15 protein-coding genes are annotated in these 16,895 nt (G+C 66.9%); 5 read left to right on the forward strand and 10 right to left on the reverse strand.

Annotated elements, in window-relative coordinates:
* Position 1: 1 nt before the first annotated feature.
* The 9 genes from VOI27_RS13195 to VOI27_RS13235 form a co-directional block, all read right to left on the reverse strand.
* Entirely contained in the window at positions 2 to 970 is a 969-nt protein-coding gene (locus VOI27_RS13195) for a D-glycerate dehydrogenase (RefSeq protein WP_323765821.1), read from the reverse strand.
* Positions 967 to 1,677, reverse strand: coding sequence for an RraA family protein (locus tag VOI27_RS13200; protein ID WP_323765822.1), 711 nt, complete (start codon positions 1,675 to 1,677; stop codon positions 967 to 969). The genes VOI27_RS13195 and VOI27_RS13200 overlap by 4 nt, the downstream gene beginning before the upstream one ends.
* Positions 1,678 to 1,715: 38 nt before the next feature.
* Complete coding sequence (locus tag VOI27_RS13205; protein WP_323765823.1) at positions 1,716 to 2,474, reverse strand: SDR family NAD(P)-dependent oxidoreductase; 759 nt, start codon at positions 2,472 to 2,474, stop codon at positions 1,716 to 1,718.
* Positions 2,475 to 2,554: 80 nt separating this feature from the next.
* Entirely contained in the window at positions 2,555 to 3,886 is a 1,332-nt protein-coding gene (hisD, locus tag VOI27_RS13210) for a histidinol dehydrogenase (protein ID WP_323765824.1), read from the reverse strand.
* 85 nt (positions 3,887 to 3,971) lie between these two features.
* Positions 3,972 to 5,876, reverse strand: coding sequence for a TRAP transporter fused permease subunit (locus VOI27_RS13215; protein ID WP_323765825.1), 1,905 nt, complete (start codon positions 5,874 to 5,876; stop codon positions 3,972 to 3,974).
* Between the two features lie 72 nt (positions 5,877 to 5,948).
* Positions 5,949 to 6,917, reverse strand: a complete 969-nt coding sequence (locus VOI27_RS13220) for a TAXI family TRAP transporter solute-binding subunit (protein ID WP_323765826.1) — start codon at positions 6,915 to 6,917, stop codon at positions 5,949 to 5,951.
* A gap of 110 nt (positions 6,918 to 7,027) precedes the next feature.
* Positions 7,028 to 8,008: a LacI family DNA-binding transcriptional regulator gene (locus VOI27_RS13225; RefSeq protein WP_323765827.1), complete on the reverse strand. Its 981-nt coding sequence runs from the start codon at positions 8,006 to 8,008 to the stop codon at positions 7,028 to 7,030.
* A 153-nt stretch (positions 8,009 to 8,161) separates the two neighbouring features.
* Positions 8,162 to 9,634, reverse strand: coding sequence for a sulfatase-like hydrolase/transferase (locus tag VOI27_RS13230; RefSeq protein ID WP_323765828.1), 1,473 nt, complete (start codon positions 9,632 to 9,634; stop codon positions 8,162 to 8,164).
* Positions 9,635 to 9,657: 23 nt separating this feature from the next.
* Complete coding sequence (locus VOI27_RS13235) at positions 9,658 to 10,347, reverse strand: GntR family transcriptional regulator (RefSeq protein ID WP_323765829.1); 690 nt, start codon at positions 10,345 to 10,347, stop codon at positions 9,658 to 9,660.
* 214 nt (positions 10,348 to 10,561) lie between these two features.
* Between VOI27_RS13235 and VOI27_RS13240 the strand changes: the two genes are divergently transcribed.
* The 5 genes from VOI27_RS13240 (at position 10,562) to VOI27_RS13260 (ending at position 15,974) form a co-directional block, all read left to right on the forward strand.
* Positions 10,562 to 11,686 (forward strand): enolase C-terminal domain-like protein, encoded by a 1,125-nt coding sequence (locus tag VOI27_RS13240; protein ID WP_323765830.1) that lies wholly within the window; start codon positions 10,562 to 10,564, stop codon positions 11,684 to 11,686.
* Between the two features lie 59 nt (positions 11,687 to 11,745).
* A complete protein-coding gene (locus VOI27_RS13245; RefSeq protein ID WP_323765831.1) occupies positions 11,746 to 12,993 on the forward strand; it encodes a sugar ABC transporter substrate-binding protein in 1,248 nt (415 codons plus the stop codon).
* Between the two features lie 67 nt (positions 12,994 to 13,060).
* On the forward strand, positions 13,061 to 14,020 hold the full coding sequence (locus VOI27_RS13250; RefSeq protein ID WP_323765832.1) for a sugar ABC transporter permease: 960 nt from the start codon (positions 13,061 to 13,063) through the stop codon (positions 14,018 to 14,020).
* Between the two features lies 1 nt (position 14,021).
* Complete coding sequence (locus VOI27_RS13255) at positions 14,022 to 14,873, forward strand: carbohydrate ABC transporter permease (protein ID WP_323765833.1); 852 nt, start codon at positions 14,022 to 14,024, stop codon at positions 14,871 to 14,873.
* Positions 14,874 to 14,882: 9 nt separating this feature from the next.
* Positions 14,883 to 15,974, forward strand: coding sequence for a sn-glycerol-3-phosphate ABC transporter ATP-binding protein UgpC (locus VOI27_RS13260; RefSeq protein ID WP_323765834.1), 1,092 nt, complete (start codon positions 14,883 to 14,885; stop codon positions 15,972 to 15,974).
* Positions 15,975 to 16,001: 27 nt separating this feature from the next.
* Here VOI27_RS13260 and VOI27_RS13265 read toward each other — a convergent pair whose 3' ends face one another.
* Complete coding sequence (locus VOI27_RS13265) at positions 16,002 to 16,796, reverse strand: SDR family NAD(P)-dependent oxidoreductase (protein WP_323765835.1); 795 nt, start codon at positions 16,794 to 16,796, stop codon at positions 16,002 to 16,004.
* Between the last annotated feature and the right edge of the window lie 99 nt (positions 16,797 to 16,895).

The following is a 16,895-nucleotide window of genomic DNA, read 5'->3' on the forward strand; positions in this document are numbered from 1 at the left end:
CCTAGACCACCCGGCTGGGCAGCGCTGCGCCGGCAAAGAAAGCGTCGATATTGTCGGCCGCGAGGTGCCCCATGGCTTCGCGCACCTCCCGGGTCGCCGATCCGATATGCGGCAGCAACGTCACGTTTTCCATCGCCCGCAGCGCCTCTGGCACCTCCGGCTCCTTGGCAAAGACGTCGAGCCCGGCACCGGCAATCCGCCCCTCGGAGAGCGCCGCGATCAGCGCCGCCTGGTCGAGACTGTCGCCCCGGGCGGTGTTCACGAGGTAGGCATCGGGCTTCATCCGCGCGATATGCTCTGCCGTCACCAGCGGTGTCGCGCCGCCGCCCGGCACGTGGATCGACACCACGTCTGCCGCGGCCATCACCGCGCCGATGCTCTCGAGCCGGCGTGCCGCAAAGGGCAGGTCGCCGATCTCGGAGCGGTTGTAATAGACGATCTCCATGCCGAAGCCCGCCGCCGCCCGCGCCGCCGTGGCGCGGCCGATCCGGCCCATGCCGATGATCCCCAGCACCTTGCCCTGGATGCTGCGGCCCAGCCCCTCGACGATGGAAAACCCGTCCCAGCGCCCGTCGCGCAGGCGCTTTTCAGCCGCATAGGCCCGCCGGGTGGCCGCCAGGATCAGCAAGAGCGCGGTATCGGCGGTGGCATCGGTGAGCACATCGGGCGTGTTCGACACCGCCACGCCGGCCTGCGCCGCCGCATCGACATCGATGTTGGACACCCCGACGCCCACGTTGGCGATGATCCGCGCCCGCCGGCCCCCGGCCCGCAGCATGTCGGCGGTGATCGCGTCACTCACCGTCGGCATCACCGCGTCATGGCTGCAAAGCGCCGCCGCCAGCGCCTCGGGCGAAAGCGGCCGGTCGTCGCGGTTGAAGGTGGCGTCATAGGCCGCCTCCAGCCGCTCCTCCACCGGCGCCGGCAGCCGCCGCGTCACCAGCAGGCTCGGCCGCGCCCCGCCGTTCATGTCCGCGCCGCCTCGAACTGCGCCCAGACCTCCTCCAGCCGGTCGATGTCGAAACCGGGCTCGCGCGCCGGGCCGAGCACGATGTTCTCGCTGGCCATCACCGTCTCGATCGCCTGTTTCAGATCGGGGATCACCGCGTCGGGGATCACCAGCGCGCCGTGCCGGTCGGCGTGGATCAGCTCGCCCTGCGCCACCCGCATCCCCATGATGCTGACCTCGCTGCCGATCTCGACCACATGCACGAAGCCGTGGCTCGGCCCGATTGAACCGGCCAACACCGGAAAGCCCTCGTCAATCACGTCGAGATCGCGCAGCACGCCGTTGGTGACCGCGCCCTTCAGCCCCAGGCCCTTGTGCACCGCCACATGCACCTCGCCCCACCAGCCGGCGATGCAATTGGGGTAATCGACATCCTCGACCACCGCGGCGGTCGGGCCCTCGCCCCCCGCCATGGCGCGGAAATAGTCCATCCGCCGCGCCCGGATCACCTCTGGTGCCTCGGTGGGCGGTGCCAGGCCCGAGATCCGCGCCGTGCGGGCAAAGCCGACGATCGCCGGATCGCCGGGCTTCGAATGCTGCATGGTGCCGCGGGTGAAGCGGTTGAAGCCGCGTCTGCCCTGCGCCACCTCGATGGCGTTGCAGACGGTGGGGGTGTCGACCCGGCGCAACAGCGCCAGCAGGTCGTCGGGAAGGGCAGTGTCGGTCATGTGGTCTCGTCCTGTTGAATGTCTGTCTCGCCGCCGGCTCAATCCGCCGTCCAGCCGCCGTCGATCAGCAGCGAGGTGCCGGTGATCAGCGCCGCCGCGTCGGAGGCAAGGTAGAGCACCGCCCCCATGATGTCCTCGACCTCGCCGATCCGGCCGAGCTTGATCTTCTCTTCCACCCAGGCGGCGCGCTCGGGATTGTCGAAGGTCTGGGCCGAGAGCGGCGTGCGGATGAAGGTCGGGCAGATCGAGTTGATGCGGATCTGCTGCCGGCCCCATTCCACCGCCATCGCCTTGATCATCCCCTCGAGCCCGTGCTTGCTGGCGCAATAGACCGCCCGGTCGATGCCGCCCACATGGCCCATCTGGCTGCTGATGTGGATGATCGCGCCGCCGCGCCCGGCCATCGCCCTGGCCGCCGCCACCGAGAGGAAATAGGCCGCCCGCAGGTTCACCGCCATGACCGCGTCGAAATCCTCGGCCGTGGTCTCGATCGCCGGGCCGTGGCGGGCAAGACCGGCGGAGTTGACCACCACGTCGAAGCTCTGCCCCGCCAGCGCCGCCGGCATCGCATCAAGGTCGGCAATGTCGAGCACCAGCGCCTCGGCCGACCAGCCCTCGGCCCGCATCTGGGTGACGGTCTCGTCCAGCCGGTCGCGGCCGCGGGCGGCACAGACCACATGCGCGCCGGCCTCGGCCAGCGCCACCGCGCAGGCCTGGCCGATGCCCGAGGAGGCACCGGTCACCAGCGCGCGCTTGCCGTCAAGCCGCAGGGACGGGGTACGGGGCAGATCAGTCATGGCACGTCCAGTCCTTCTTCTGTTCAAAAATACCCTCGGGGAGTTTGAGGGGCTGGCCCCTCAATCCCCGGCCGCGCCACTCACTCCGCCGCATCAAGACAGGCCGCGCCCTCGCCATAGGGCACGTTCACGCCACCATAGCGCCGGACCCGGATGTTGCACTGCTCGGCATGGCCGACAAACCCCTCGAGCATGCAGAGCCGCGAGCCGTAGGCGCCGATCATCGCCGCCGCGTCGTCGGTGGTCACCTTCTGGTAGCTGTGGGTCTTCAGGTACTTGCCGACCCAGAGCCCGCCGGTATAGCGCCCGGCCTTCTTGGTGGGCAGGGTGTGGTTGGTGCCGATCACCTTGTCGCCATTGGCGACGTTGGTGCGCGGCCCGAGGAACAGCGCACCATAGCAGGTCATGTGCTCGAGGAACCAGTCGTCGCGGTCGGTCATCACCTGAACGTGCTCCGAGGCGATGTCGTCGGCAACCGCCAGCATCTCCTCGTAGGTGTCGCAGACGATGACCTCGCCGTAATCCTCCCACGAGACCTTCGCGGTGCCGGCGGTGGGCAGGATGCCCAGCAGGCGGTCGATCTCACCCAGCGTGTGGCGCGCCAGCCGCTCGGAATTGGTCAGCAGGACGCAGGGCGAGTTGTAGCCATGCTCGGCCTGCCCCAGCAGGTCGGTGGCGCAGAGCTCGGCGTCGGCGGCGCTCTCGTCGGCGATCACCATGGTCTCGGTCGGGCCGGCAAAAAGGTCGATGCCGACGCGGCCGAACAGCTGCCGCTTGGCCTCGGCGACAAAGGCATTGCCGGGGCCGACCAGCAGGTGCACCGGATCGATGCTCTCGGTGCCGATCGCCATCGCGCCCACCGCCTGGATGCCGCCCAGCACATAGATCTCGTCGGCGCCGCCCAGATGCATCGCGGCGATCACGCCGGGGTTGGGCTCGCCGTTGAAGGGCGGCGTGCAGGCGACGATGCGCGGCACGCCGGCGACCTTGGCCGTGGCCACCGACATATGCGCGCTGGCCACCATCGGGAACTTGCCGCCGGGCACGTAGCAGCCGACCGACTGGACCGGGATGTTCTTGTGGCCGAGGATCACGCCCGGCAGGGTCTCGACCTCGATATCGCGCATCGAGTCGCGCTGTGCCTGGGCGAATTTCGTCACCTGCTCCTGCGCAAAAAGGATATCGGCGAGGTCGCGGGGCGGCACCTTGGCGATGATTGCCGTGATTTCGTCTTGCGACAGGCGATAGCTCTCGCGGTAATAGCCGTCGAACTTCACCGCCAGATCGCGCACCGCCGCGTCGCCGCGGGTCTCGATGTCCTTGAGCGTGTCGGCGACCACGGTGGCGGTCTTGGCGTCGTCCTCGGCGCGGTCCGCCTCGGGCTTGCCGCGCTTGAGATAGGTGATGGTCATGTCGGGATATCCCCTCATGTGATGTCTGGAGAATGGATGTGTCGGGCGGCGGCCCCCGGATAAGTCGCGCGGGCCGCCGGTGAACTCAGGCCGCTTGCGGGCGTCGGGACTGGTGCGCCTCGGTCGCCTGTCGCGACAGCACCACCAGCCCGGCAAAGACCAGCGCGGCGCTCAGCGTCGCCCACCAGGGCGGCAGCAGCGCCAGCCCCACCGGCACCGCCCAGAGCAGTCGCGACAGCCCGCCCCAGGGCAGCCGCGCGCCGCCCAGCAGATGCGCGACGCCAAGGGCAAAGATCGCGCCCGACAGCACCGCGCGGGCAATGTCCTCGGCCCCGCCGCCGCCCAGCATGCCGGGATAGGCCAGGAACAGCATCGGCAGCGCATAGGCGGTGGCACCCAGCCGCAGGGTCTCCAGCGCCACCTTCATCCAGGGCGCCTGGGCAATGGTGGCGGCGACGAAGACGCCGAGGCAGACCGGCGGGGTGATCACCGAGAGCGCGGCGTAGTAGAGCACGAACATATGCACCACCAGCGGATCGATGCCCTGCTGGATCAGCGCCGGGGCAAAGACCGCCGCGACCATCACATAGGCCGCCGAGGTCGGCAGGCCCATGCCGGCGATCAGGCAGACCACCGCCATCAGACCGGCAATCAGCCAGATCTGCCCCTGTCCGACGGCCAGCACCGCCGAGGTCACCGCGACGCCGAACCCGGTCAGGTTGATCATCGCCACAAAGACCTGGGCGCCGACCAGCAGGATGCCGACGATGACGACGCCCTTGCCGCCCGCCTCGAGCGCCCGCAGGATGATGCCAAAGACGGCGCGCGGGTCCTCGCCGGCGGCGATCCGCGCCACCAGCACCGCGACCAGCATGGCGATCATGCCATAGCACGCCGTCAGCTCGACCGAATTGCCGTTGATGACGCCGAAACCAAGCCCGCCGAGGGCTGCGGCGATCGGCGCCAGTCGGGTAAAGCTCATCGCGCCGCGCCAGTCGGGCAGGTCCTCGGCACTGACCGCGGCAAAGCTCTGGCGCCGGGCGATCACATGCACGGTGGCATAGATGCCGAGGTAGAACAGCAGCGCCGGCACCACGCCCGCCAGCGCGATCGACCAGTAGTTCACGCCCACCAGCTCGGCCATGACAAAGGCGGCGGTGCCCATGATCGGCGGCGCCAGCTGGCCGCCGGTCGAGGCGATGGCCTCGACCGCGCCGGCATAGGCGGGCGGGTATTTCAGCCGCTTCATCAGCGGGATGGTGAAATTGCCGGTGGTTGCCACATTGGCCACGGTCGAGCCGTTGATCGCGCCGAAGAAGCCCGAGGCGAAGGTGGCAATCTTGGCCGCGCCGCCGGGCCGCGCGCCGCCGAGCCGGGCCGAGAGATCGAAGAAAGTCTCGCCGGCGCCGGTGTGCAGCAGGATCGCACCGAACAGCACGAAGGCCGCCAGCGTCGTCGAGGCGACATTGACCAGCATCCCCCAGAGGCCGCGGTCCGACAGGAAGATGATTTCGGTCAGGTAGCCGGCGTCAAAGCCGCGATGGCCGAACTGTCCGGGGATCAGGTAGCCGAAAAAGGCATAGCCCACGGCGGCCAGCACGATCAGCGGAAACACCCAGTTCGAGGTCCGCCGCGCCAGTTCCAGCACGCAGACCAGCGTGCCGAAGCCCATCACCATGTCCCGGGTCGTGGCCCAGGGCAGATCGGTCATGATGGTCTCGTAATTGCCGATGATATAGGTCCCCGAGACGGTCACCAGACCGACGATCGCGGCATCGACCGCCATGCCCAGCGGCCGCCAGCGGCTGCCCTCGAACAGCGGGTTCATCAGCACCGCCAGCGCGACGATGGTCATCACGAAGAGCGACCGCTGCACCAGCGACTCGAAGGGGCCGTTGAACGAGGTGTAGAACACGAAGGCACCGAGCAGCACGGCGAGCCCGGCAATGCTCGTCTGACGGAGCTTGGTGAGAAACGGAAGTTGGGGCATCTCGGCACCTTTGGCAGAGGAAGGTCGAGGCGGGGCAGCAGCCTGCCACCCCGCCCGCATCGATCGGTCGCGTTACTTGAGGTGGTCCGGCACGGTCAGGCCGATTTCCTCGTAGTAGCGGATCGCGCCGGGGTGCAGCGGGCTGGTGGCATATTGCAGCGTCAGCTCGGGCAGGTTGTTGCCCTTGACCGCCGGAAAGGCCGCTTCCTGCTCGGCCATGTTCTCCATCACCGCGCGGGTGATGTCATAGGCGGTCTGCTCGTCCATGCCCGGCCGCGCCGACACGCCGATCATGAAGCCCCAGACGGTGTAGGGGCCGGAGTTCTCCATCTCGCCGCCGGGCATCTCGACGATCGACAGCTCGGGCAGGTTCTCGCGGATCTTGGCCTCCTGCGCGTCGTCGACGCCCAGCACCTGAAGCGGCGTGAAGGCCGCGATATCGGTGGTCAGCGCGTCGAACGAGGTGCCGACGGCGCTTTTGACAAAGCCTTCCGAGCGGTCATCCTTGATTGCGTTGGCCTGTTCGCCATTGGTGCCGCGCACCCAGTCCGGGGTGATCTCGAGCAGTTCGAACACCTCGAGCGAGGTCGCCTCGGTCGAGGAGCCGCGCATGCCGGGGCCGAATTTCTGACCGTCGAGCGCCGCCAGCTCGGTGATCCCGGCATCGCGGCGCACCACGACGTTCTGCGGCGCCAGCGAATAGGCCCAGAGCAGCTTGGACTCGACCGGCCGGCCGTCGAACGACTTCACCCCGTTATAGGCGTGGTACAGCGTCGAGGTGGTGATCAGCCCGATATCCAGCTGGTCGCGCGCCATCCGCTTGAGGTTGTCGACCGTGGCGCCGGTTTCCACCACCGAGGCCTGGTAGCCATCGGGATAGGCGCTGTTCACGATCTTCGCCAGCGAGGCGAAATAAGCATAATGCGCGCTTTGCGAGTTGGTCGCGCCAAAGGCGAGCCGGGTTTCCGCCGCCGCCGGCAGGCTGGCCGCCAGGCCGGCCAGGGTGAGCGCTGCGGTCGAAAGCAATTTGGTGACTGTCATGTCGAACCTCCCTTGAACATGAACCGCCCATCCATCGGGCGTCTGTCAGCGGAGGAGCCATGAAACCGGGCATCTGTGCAAGAGCTGCCAAGGTTCATGAAATTTTTTCATCAGCCGCTTTCGCGCTCCTGCATCTCGCCCTGCAGGACCCGGATATCGCCCGTCGTGAGCGTCGCATCGGCGCTGGTGAGGATATCGACCGCCTGCCGCAGCATCCGCCGCAGCGGCTGGCGCACGGTGGTCAGCCGATAGGCCTCCCAAGCAGCCATGGGGATGTCGTCGAAGCCGATCACCGCGATGTCGTCTGGCACCGTGACGCCCTTGATCCGGGCCGCGTCGAGCAGGGCGATGGCCATGATATCATTGGCACAAAACACCGCGTCCGGCAGCGGCCGCCGGGCCAGAAGCTCCTGCCCGACGCGAAACGCCTGGCTGTAGTCGAAGCCGCCGTCGTATTGCGCGACAATGCCCGCGCCGGCCTCTTCCAGCTGGTCGCGAAAGCCGCGCATCCGCTCGAGATGGGTCGAGGTATCGCGCCGGCCGCCGACAAAGGCGATCCGCTGACGCCCCTGGGCCAGGAACCGCGCCGCGATCTGGCGCGCGCCGCCGTAGTTGTCGCAACAGACCGCCATCATGCGGCTGTCGGATTGCACCCGGTTGAGCAGCACCGCCGGCATGCCATTGGCCCGGCAGGAGCGTGCGAGTTGAGAGGTCATGGTCGAGCTGGCGAGAATCACCCCTTCGGTGCGGAAGTCGAGCACCTGCCGCATCACCGTGTCGACCTCGTCGGCGGAGGAGACGACATGCACGATGGCGCGCAGCCCGCGCTCGGGCAATTGCCGCACCAGCTCGTCCACCGTGCCGGGATAGAACGGGTTGTGCAGCTCGCTGACCACCAGGGCGATGGTGTTGGTGGCCTGCTGCGACAGCACCTTGTCGACGCTGCTGACGAAACCCAGCTCGGCGGCGGCGGCAAAGATCGCCTTGCGCTTGGCCTCGGCGATCGAGGCATCCGCCCGATAGGCCCGCGACACCGCCGACACCGACACCCCGGCCCGCGCGGCCACCTCCTTGGCAGTGATCTTTTTCATGCCGCCAGCTGTAGCGGGATTTCAGGCGACTGTGAAATAGTTTCACGCTGTCGGTACAGGTGGTCGGGCGAGGCACGCATGGGCGCGGACAGGAGCGCGTTGCCTGTCCCCTCCGCGCGCCCGCGTTCTGACGACACGGGATCCCGCCGCGGTCTATTCGGCCGCGAGGGACGGGCGCTGGCCGTCGGGCATGTCCCACCTGTGGCTCTCTGACGGTCCGGTCCTGCGGGCCCAGTCCGCCAGCAGGGCGGCATCGCGGTCGCGTTGGCCCAATGCGCGGGCGATCTCGTCGGGGTTCCAGTCCGCCAGCACCGCTGTCAGCAGCGCCGCACGCACCGGCGCATGGGCGGGGTCGGCGGCCAGATCGGTCTGTTCCTGCGGGTCGGCCTCAAGGTCAAAGAGCTCTGGCGGGTAGCCGTGGTAGTAGCACAGCTTGTAGCGGCCGCGGCGGATCATCCGGCTGACCGAAGGGTGCGGGCGCGCGTAGCTGTCGCGGGTGCCGACGCAGTATTCCGAGACCACCGCGTCGCGCCAGGGCGCATCGGGATCGGCGGCCAGCGGCAGCAGGCTGTCGCCGCCGCCGCTCCAGGCGCCCTGCGCCGCGTCGAGCATCGTGGCGGCCAGATCCGTCAGGCTGACCGGGGCGCTGCGCCTGTGGCCCGCCGGCAGCCTCGCCGGCCAGTTCAGGATCAGCGGGACACCCGCCGACTCCTCGTAGAACGTGTGCTTCCAGAAGAGATCGCGGTTGCCCAGGTGGTCGCCGTGGTCCGAGGCGTAGATGACCAGCGTGTTCTCGCGCAGCCCCGCCGCCTCCAGCGCCTCGAGCACCTGGCCGAGATGGGTGTCCAGCCGCTGCACCATACCCCAGTAGGCCTGGCGCGACCGGGCGACCTCGGCCTCGTCCAGCCGGTCGATGTCGCAGATGTCGCGCCATTCGCGGTGCCAGAGGTGCTCGTCCTCGCCGGGGTGGGCGCGCGCGGGCGGTGCCACCTTGCCCTTCATCGCGGCGTGGTCCTCGGGGTCGGCGACATAGGGCGGATGCGGCAGCATGAACCCCAGCGTCATGTGAAAGGCCTCTGTCGCGCCGCCCTGCTGGCGCCGGCCTTCCGCCGTGAGCCAGTCCACCGCCGCCGCGGTCGCGTCGCGATCCTTGAGGTCATAGGCATTCACCCCCGGGCCGGACAGGCTGAGGCTGACGGCGTTGGGCCCCGACGTGCCGGACAGCGCGCCATGGTCGAAGGTGGGGTTGCCGGGCCAGTTGGCCGAGTGGTCACCCACCCGCCGTTCCGCGAAGCCGTGCAGCTGGTCCGGCCCGATGAAGTGCATGCGGCCGATCAGCGCCGTCCGGTAGCCCGCCGCCCCCAGCGCATGGGTATAGGTCGGGGTGCCGGAATTCAGCACGTCGCCGTTCAGCCAGCAGCGGTTTTCATGCGGCTGGCGACCGGTCATCAGCGACATGCGGCTGGGCCCGCAAATCGGCGAGGCGCAATAGGCGCTGTCGAAGACAACGCCGCCCGCGGCCAGCCGGTCTAGGTGGGGCGTGGCGCCGGTGGTGTCGCCATAGCAGCCCAGCGCCTCTTTCGAATGCTGGTCTGACAGGATGAAGAGGATGTTGGGCGGGGTCATGGAAGGTCCTTCGTGCAGGCGGGTCAGCCACCGATGATGCGGTGCGTCGACAGTTTGAAATGCGCCTTCAGCGCTTGCGCGGCGCCGTCGGCATCGCGGGCCGCGACCCGGTCGAGGATGGCGAGATGTTCGTCGATGGTGTCGGTGATCTGGGCGCGGGTGAACTGCTGGCGGTGGACCATCTGGGCCAAAGTGACGTTGTCCATGATCCGCTCATAGGTGCGGATGATCGTCGGATTGCCGAGGGCCGCGACCATCGCCAGATGGAACGGCCGGTCGAAATGCTCGGTGGAATAGTTCTTGATCTGCATGGGCTTGCTTTGCAGTTCATCCCGCAGGGCGCGGTGCTGTTCGGTCTCTTCGCGAATCCAGTCCTCGCTGGCGGAGATCGTGAAGCTCTCGATCGCGCTGAGCTCGATCATCGAGCGGAACTGCAGGTTCTCGCGGATGAAGGAGAGATCGGGATAGATGATGGTGATGCCGGCGCGGTGCCGGACCTCGATCAGCCCCTGATCCTCGAGCAGGACCAGAAGCTCGCGCAGCGGGGTCAGCGACACGCCCAGCATTTCGGCCAGATCGTTCTGCGTCACCGTGGAGCCGGCCACCAGTGTGCCGTTCAGAAGGTGCTGGCGGAACCGTTCGCCGGCAAGGGTCCGTTTCTTGTCGCCTTGGTCGTCGGCGTCAAGCGGCGCACCCGGTTTCGCAAATGCCATGCCCGTTCCCTCTCGCGGATAGAATATTTTATACGGCGAGTTAGATATCATCAGTAGAGGCCCTGTCAACCGTAGGTGAGCGAAGTTCGCGTGTTTTCGCGCCCAAAATCTATGAAAACACCGTACAATGCCGTTTAACAGGCGTTAATAAAATAAGTTGACAGGTTATTGAGCACATCCTACCAATGGTTGAAAATATCTAACGGAGACTGTCGTGAAGATTACGAAGTTTGATTGCTGGGTTGTGGAAGAGGATGCCGGGCCGCGGTTCGGCTGGCGCGACGGTCTGCCAGGCTCGCATGGCGAATATCCCGGCGCCTCCACGACCCGGAACGCCATCGTCCGGATGGAGACCGACAGCGGCACCTTCGGGGCGGTCAAGATCCGCCGCGGCGATGCGGTCGCCGATCTTGTCCGTCGCCGGTTCCATCATTTCATCGGGGACAACCCGCTGCTGACCGAGAAGCTCTGGACCAAGGTCTGGGAGGTCGACCGCGTCGAAGAGATTCACATGAACCTGCTGGGCCTGCTCGACCTGCTGTGCTGGGACGTGAAATCCAAGACCGCCGGCCTGCCGATCTATCAGATGCTGGGCGGCGCCGACCCGGTGGTGCCGGCCTATGCCTCGACCGTGACCTGGCCGACGCTCGAGGACTACGAGCGGCACATCAAGCTGTGCATGGATGCCGGCTTCACCGCCTTCAAGCTGCACGCCTGGGGCGATGTGAAGCGCGATATCGAGCTGTCGCGGGCGCTGCGCCGCTGGACCGGGCCAGAGGCCGACCTGATGTTCGACGGTTCGGCCGGCTGGGACTATGTCGATGCGCTGAAGGTCGGCCTGGCGCTGCAGGACGAGGGGTTCCTCTGGTACGAGGAGCCGATGCGCGAGTTCCACCTCGGCTCCTACAGCAAGCTCTGCGAGAAACTGACGATCCCGGTTCTCGCGGCCGAGACCTCTGACGGCGTGCACTGGAACATGGCGAGCTGGATCGAGGCGGGCGCGCTGGACATGACCCGCGTGTCGTCGTTCTTCAAGGGCGGCTTCACCGGGGCGATGAAGATCGCGCATATGTCGGACGCCTTCGGGATGCGGGCCCAGGTGCACGGGATGGGGCTGGAGAACGCGCAGATCTGCGCCGCCATTCCCAACAACGACTATTACGAACAACTGGTGATGAACCCAGAGCAGATCGCCGGGCTCGGCGACGCCGGGCCGCTGTCGATCGTCGACGGCAAGCTGACCGTCAGCGACGCGCCGGGCATCGGCTACGAGATCGACTGGGACGAGGTCGCCGCGACCCATGTCCACCACGTCGAGGTCAATGCGCACCATTTCTGACAGCCGCGACACCGGGCTGCGACAGGACTTTCACAGGGAGGAAAACGATGAGTACTGCAATGAACAGACGCGCCGTGCTGAAGGCGGGCGCCGCATTCGCCGGCACCGCAGCCTTGGCACCCACGACGCTGCGGGCCGAGAGGGCCGCGATCAACTACTGGCACACCTTTACCGGCCAGCTGGAATTCGGTGCGCTGACCAACACGGTCATGCCGATGTTCGCCAAGGCGCATCCCGAGGTGAGCCTGGAGCAGGAGCCTATTCCGAACTCGGAATTCATGGCCAAGATGACCGCCGCCGTGGTCTCTGACAGCAAGCCCGACACCTCGATGCTCGCCTCCGAACGCTTTGCCGACCTGCATGCGATGGGCGCGCTGACGGACATCACCGACCGGGTCGAAAGCTGGGAACGGCGCGGCGATTTCGACGACTCGCGCTTTGCCAGCGTGACCGATTCCGAGGGCCGGATCTATGGTGTGCCGGCCTTTGCCTTCGTCGACTGGATGTATTACCGCAAGGACTGGTTCGAAGAGGCCGGCATCGCACCGCCCACCACGATGGAAGAGATGCGTGCCGCCGCCATCGCGCTGACGGACCCGGCAAAGGGACGCTACGGCTTTGGCATGCGCGGCGCCGCCGGCGGCCAGCATTACATCGGCAACATTCTGGAATCCTTCGGATCTCCGGTGCAGCGGGCCGATGGCAGCGTCGGGCTTGACCGCGACAAGGCGATCGAGGCGATGGATTGGTATGCCGGCCTCTATACCCGTGACAAGGTGGCCCCCGAAAGCGCCCCGAACGACGGCTTCCGGCAGATCATGGAGGCGTTCAAGACCGGCCAGACGGCAATGCTGTGGCACCACACCGGCTCGCTGCGGTCGATCTCCGAGCATCTGGAGCTGGGCGAGGAATTCGCCACCCTGCCGATGCCCGCGGGGCCGGCGGCCCGGGTGGCGCGGCTGGGCTATGCCAGTCACGCCATCACCAATGAACGCAATGCGGATACTGCCTGGGAATGGCTGAAGTTCTGGGGCGAGCCGGATGTCGCGGTCGCGTTCCTCGATGCCACCGGCTATTTCCCGGCCTCCACCGCGGCGGCCAACGACGAGCGCATCGTCAGCAACCCGATCTATGCGCCGGCGGTCGAGACCCTGGGCTTCGGCGTGCCGCATCCCAGCTTCCCGGGCTATGCCGGCTGGTCCGAGAACGTGGCGCTTGCCGCCTTCCAGCAGATCCTCATCGGCAGTGCGACGGCGGAACAGGCCGTCGACGAGATGATCGCCGAGCTCGACCGCGCGATCAACTGACCCTTTGTCCGTCCGGCGCCGTGCCAGGCGCCGGTCGGACCCTGACTGATCGGGATACGACATCACCATGGAATTTTCGTCACGTATCGACCTCGACAGGCGCAGCGGCGGCCGCTGGGCGGCGCTGAACCCGCTGACCTGGCTCGGCGAGCTGTCCGAGACGCGCTACTGGATGTACCTGTTGCTGCTTCCCAGCGCCGCGATGCTGGTCGCGGTGGTGCTCTATCCCACGCTCTACGGCTTTGACCTGAGTTTCCGCCAGTACCGGCTGACCCGGCCGGACCTCGGCACCGGCTATGTCGGGTTGATGCACTACAAGCGCATCCTGACCGACGCGGTGTTCTGGCTGTCGCTCTACAACACGATGATCTGGGTCACCCTGTCGATCGTGCTGGAATTCCTGCTCGGGCTGCTGGCGGCGCTGGCGCTGCACCGCAACCTGCCGGGCACCCGCGTCTTTGCGGTGATGATCCTGTTGCCGTTCTTCCTGCCGAATGTGGTGGCCGGGCACATGTGGTCGCTGATGCTGGATTCGCGCATGGGGGTGATCAATGACGTGCTGGTGAACATTGGCCTGCTGGACAGCTACAAGGCCTGGTTCGTCTCGCCGGTGACGGCCATGGGCACCGCCATCATCGTCGAGGCCTGGCACAGCTTTCCGTTCTTCACGCTGCTGATCCTCGCCGGTCTCAAGGGCATTCCGCAGGACCTCTACAAGGCGGCGCAGATCGACGGCGCCAGCGGGTTCTCGCAACTGCGCCTGATCACCCTGCCGATGCTCAAGACGGTGATCGCCGCGGCGGTGATCCTGCGGGTGATCGGACTGGTGAACTCGCCCGACCTCCTGCTGATCCTGACCGGCGGCGGCCCGGGGCGGTCGACCCAGGTGCTCTCGCTCTATGCGTTCCAGACGGCCTACCGCGACTTCAACTTCGGCTACGGCGGCGCGCTGGCGGTGGTGATGTTCCTGATCCTGATGATCTTCGCCTGGGCCTACATCCGCATCTCGAAAGTAAACAGGGACTGACATGGCCAACATTGCCTCGCATGCGCGCTCGAAACGGATCATGGACGGGCTCAGCTATCTTCTGCTGGTGACGCTGTCGTTCATCTGCATCTTTCCGATCCTGTGGACCTTCCTGACCTCGCTGAAGCTGGAGGAGGACATCGTCACCTCGACGCTGCAGTACATCCCGCGGCGCATCACCTTCGACAATTACGTCACGCTCTGGCAGCAGTCGAGCTATCCCAAGCTGGTGCTGAACAGCCTGATCGTGACAACCACCACCATCGGCATCTGCCTGCTGACCGGCACCATCGCCGCCTATGCCTTTGCCAGGTTCGAGTTTCGCGGCCGCACCCAGCTGATGCTGGCCTATCTGGTGGTGCGGATGTTCCCGGCGGTGATGATGATCATCCCGCTGTTCGTGGTGATGCGCAGCATCGGCCTGCTCGACAGCACCATCGGGCTGGCCGTGGCCTATACCAGCTTCCTGCTGCCGCTCTTCGTCTGGATGCTGAAGGGCTTCTTCGATGCCGCGCCGAAAGAGCTGGAAAGCGCGGCGCGGATCGACGGGGCGACGCGGCTGGTGGCGATGATCCGGATCGTGATCCCGATTGCCCGCAACGGCCTGCTGGCAACCTGCGTCTTTGTCGCCATCGCCGCCTGGAACGAGTTCCTGTTCGCGCTGATGCTGACGACCAGCCAGGGCTCGCGCACCTGGCCGGTGGGGCTGCACCTGATGGTGGGAGAATTCCAGCTTCCCTGGGGAATGCTGGCGGCCGGGGGCATCATCTCGATCCTGCCGGTCATCGTATTGTTTGCCCTCGTCCAGAGGGCAATGGTGTCCGGCCTGACCGCCGGCGCAGTGAAAGGCTAGGAGCACCACATGACCGCCTTGTCGATATCATCGGTCCGCAAGAATTACGGCGCCGTCGAGGTTCTGCGCAACATCGAGCTGGAGCTGGAGGAGGGCGGCTTTCTCGTGCTGCTCGGCCCTTCCGGCTGCGGCAAGTCCACCCTGCTGTCGATGATTGCCGGGCTCGAGGACATCACCGCCGGAGAAGTGCGCATCGGCGGGCGGGTCGTCAACGACGTCAAGCCCAAGGACCGCAACATCGCGATGGTGTTCCAGTCCTACGCGCTCTACCCGACGATGAGCGTCGAGCGCAACATCGGCTTCGGCCTCGAGATGCGCGGCATGCAGAAGGAGGAACGCCGTCCACGGGTCAGGTCCGCGGCTGAACTCTTGCAGATCGAGCACCTGCTCGACCGCAAGCCCGGCGCCCTGTCGGGCGGCCAGCGGCAACGCGTGGCGATGGGCCGTGCCATCGTGCGCCAGCCCGATCTGTTCCTGTTTGACGAGCCGCTGTCGAACCTCGACGCCAAGCTGCGGGTCGAAATGCGGACCGAGATCAAGCGGCTGCACGAAACCCTCGGCACCTCGATCGTCTACGTCACCCACGACCAGGTCGAAGCCATGACTCTGGGCACGCTGGTGGCGGTGATGAAGGACGGGGTGATCCAGCAGCTGGGCACGCCGCAGGACATCTATGACCGGCCCGCCAACCTGTTCGTTGCAGGCTTCATCGGCTCGCCGCAGATGAACATGATCCGCGGCACGCTGCACGGCCGCGGCGAGACCTGCGTGCTGCGCTATGGCGCGGGCGGGGCGGCCGAACTCCGGCTGGAGGGCCTGGCGGTGCCATCGGGACTTGAGGGCCGCGAGGTGATCGTGGGCATCCGGCCGGAGGCGATGGCGCTCGACCGCGGCCATGTCTCGGTGCTTGAGGGCAGGGTCGAGATGATCGAGCCGACCGGCCCCGACACCATGGTCGTGGTCGAGACCGAGGGCCAGAAGGTCACCGTGCGGGTGCCGCCACGTGCTGTCGTCACCCGGGGCCAGCCGATCCGCATCGGGGTCGAGACCGAGCATCTGAGCCTGTTCGACCCGGAAACGGGACAGCGACTGGAGCTGTGACCCGGCGGGCGGGATCGCAAGCCTGCTTCACGCCCGGGCGTCGTCTCCTGCGAGTTGCCGGATCGCCTGCATCACCCGGGCGGTCTGCGAGGTGTCGAGGGCGGCGTGATGCGGCTTGGCGAAACCGCCGCTGTCATTGTCGAAATAGCGCCCGGTGGCGTCCGCAAAGTCCTCTGACAGCGCGACGCGGCGCAGGATATCGGCGCCGATCCGCAGGTCGTTGCCAGCGACGCCAAACCCTTTCTGGACCATCTTCGAGGCCAGCAGCGAGCCGGGGTTCACCGCGACAAATACCGGCCCCTCGGGATGCTCTGCCGCCAGCGCCTGGGTCCAGATCGTGAGTGCCAGCTTGCTCTGGGCATAGGCCGCCATGTGATCGAGGCGGCGGCTGCCCATCAACGCGTCGATCTCGACCGGCGCCTGTGCCGCTGACGACAGGTTCACTACACGGCCGTCTTTCGGCATGATCCGCAGCAGATGCCGCGTCAACAGGTAGGGTGCAAGGGTGTTGACCACGAAGCGGGTGTCGAGCCCCTCAGCGGTCACGGTCCGGTCGGTCTTGAAGACACCGGCGTTGTTGATCAGCACGTCGAGCCGGTCGTGGCGCGCCAGCACAGCGCGGGCCAGCGCCGCGACCTCTTCGAGGCGGGACAGATCAGCGCAGAAGGTCTCTGTCGCGCCGCCGATCTCCTGCGCGGCCGCGTCGAGCTTTTCGGCGCTGCGGCCGTGCAACAACACCCTGTGGCCTTCCGCTGCCAGCGTCTTTGCGGTCAGGCGGCCGATGCCGTCGGTCGCGCCGGTAATGAGGATGGTCTTGGTCATGGTGATCTCCTTGGGGCGCGACGTCCAGCCAATTCCCGTCGGCCAGCCGGGGCAGGGTGTCCTCGATCCTGAGGCCGTCGGTCCGCAGGTTCAGCGCGA

The organism is Marinovum sp., assembly GCF_034669705.1.
GTDB lineage: Bacteria > Pseudomonadota > Alphaproteobacteria > Rhodobacterales > Rhodobacteraceae > Marinovum.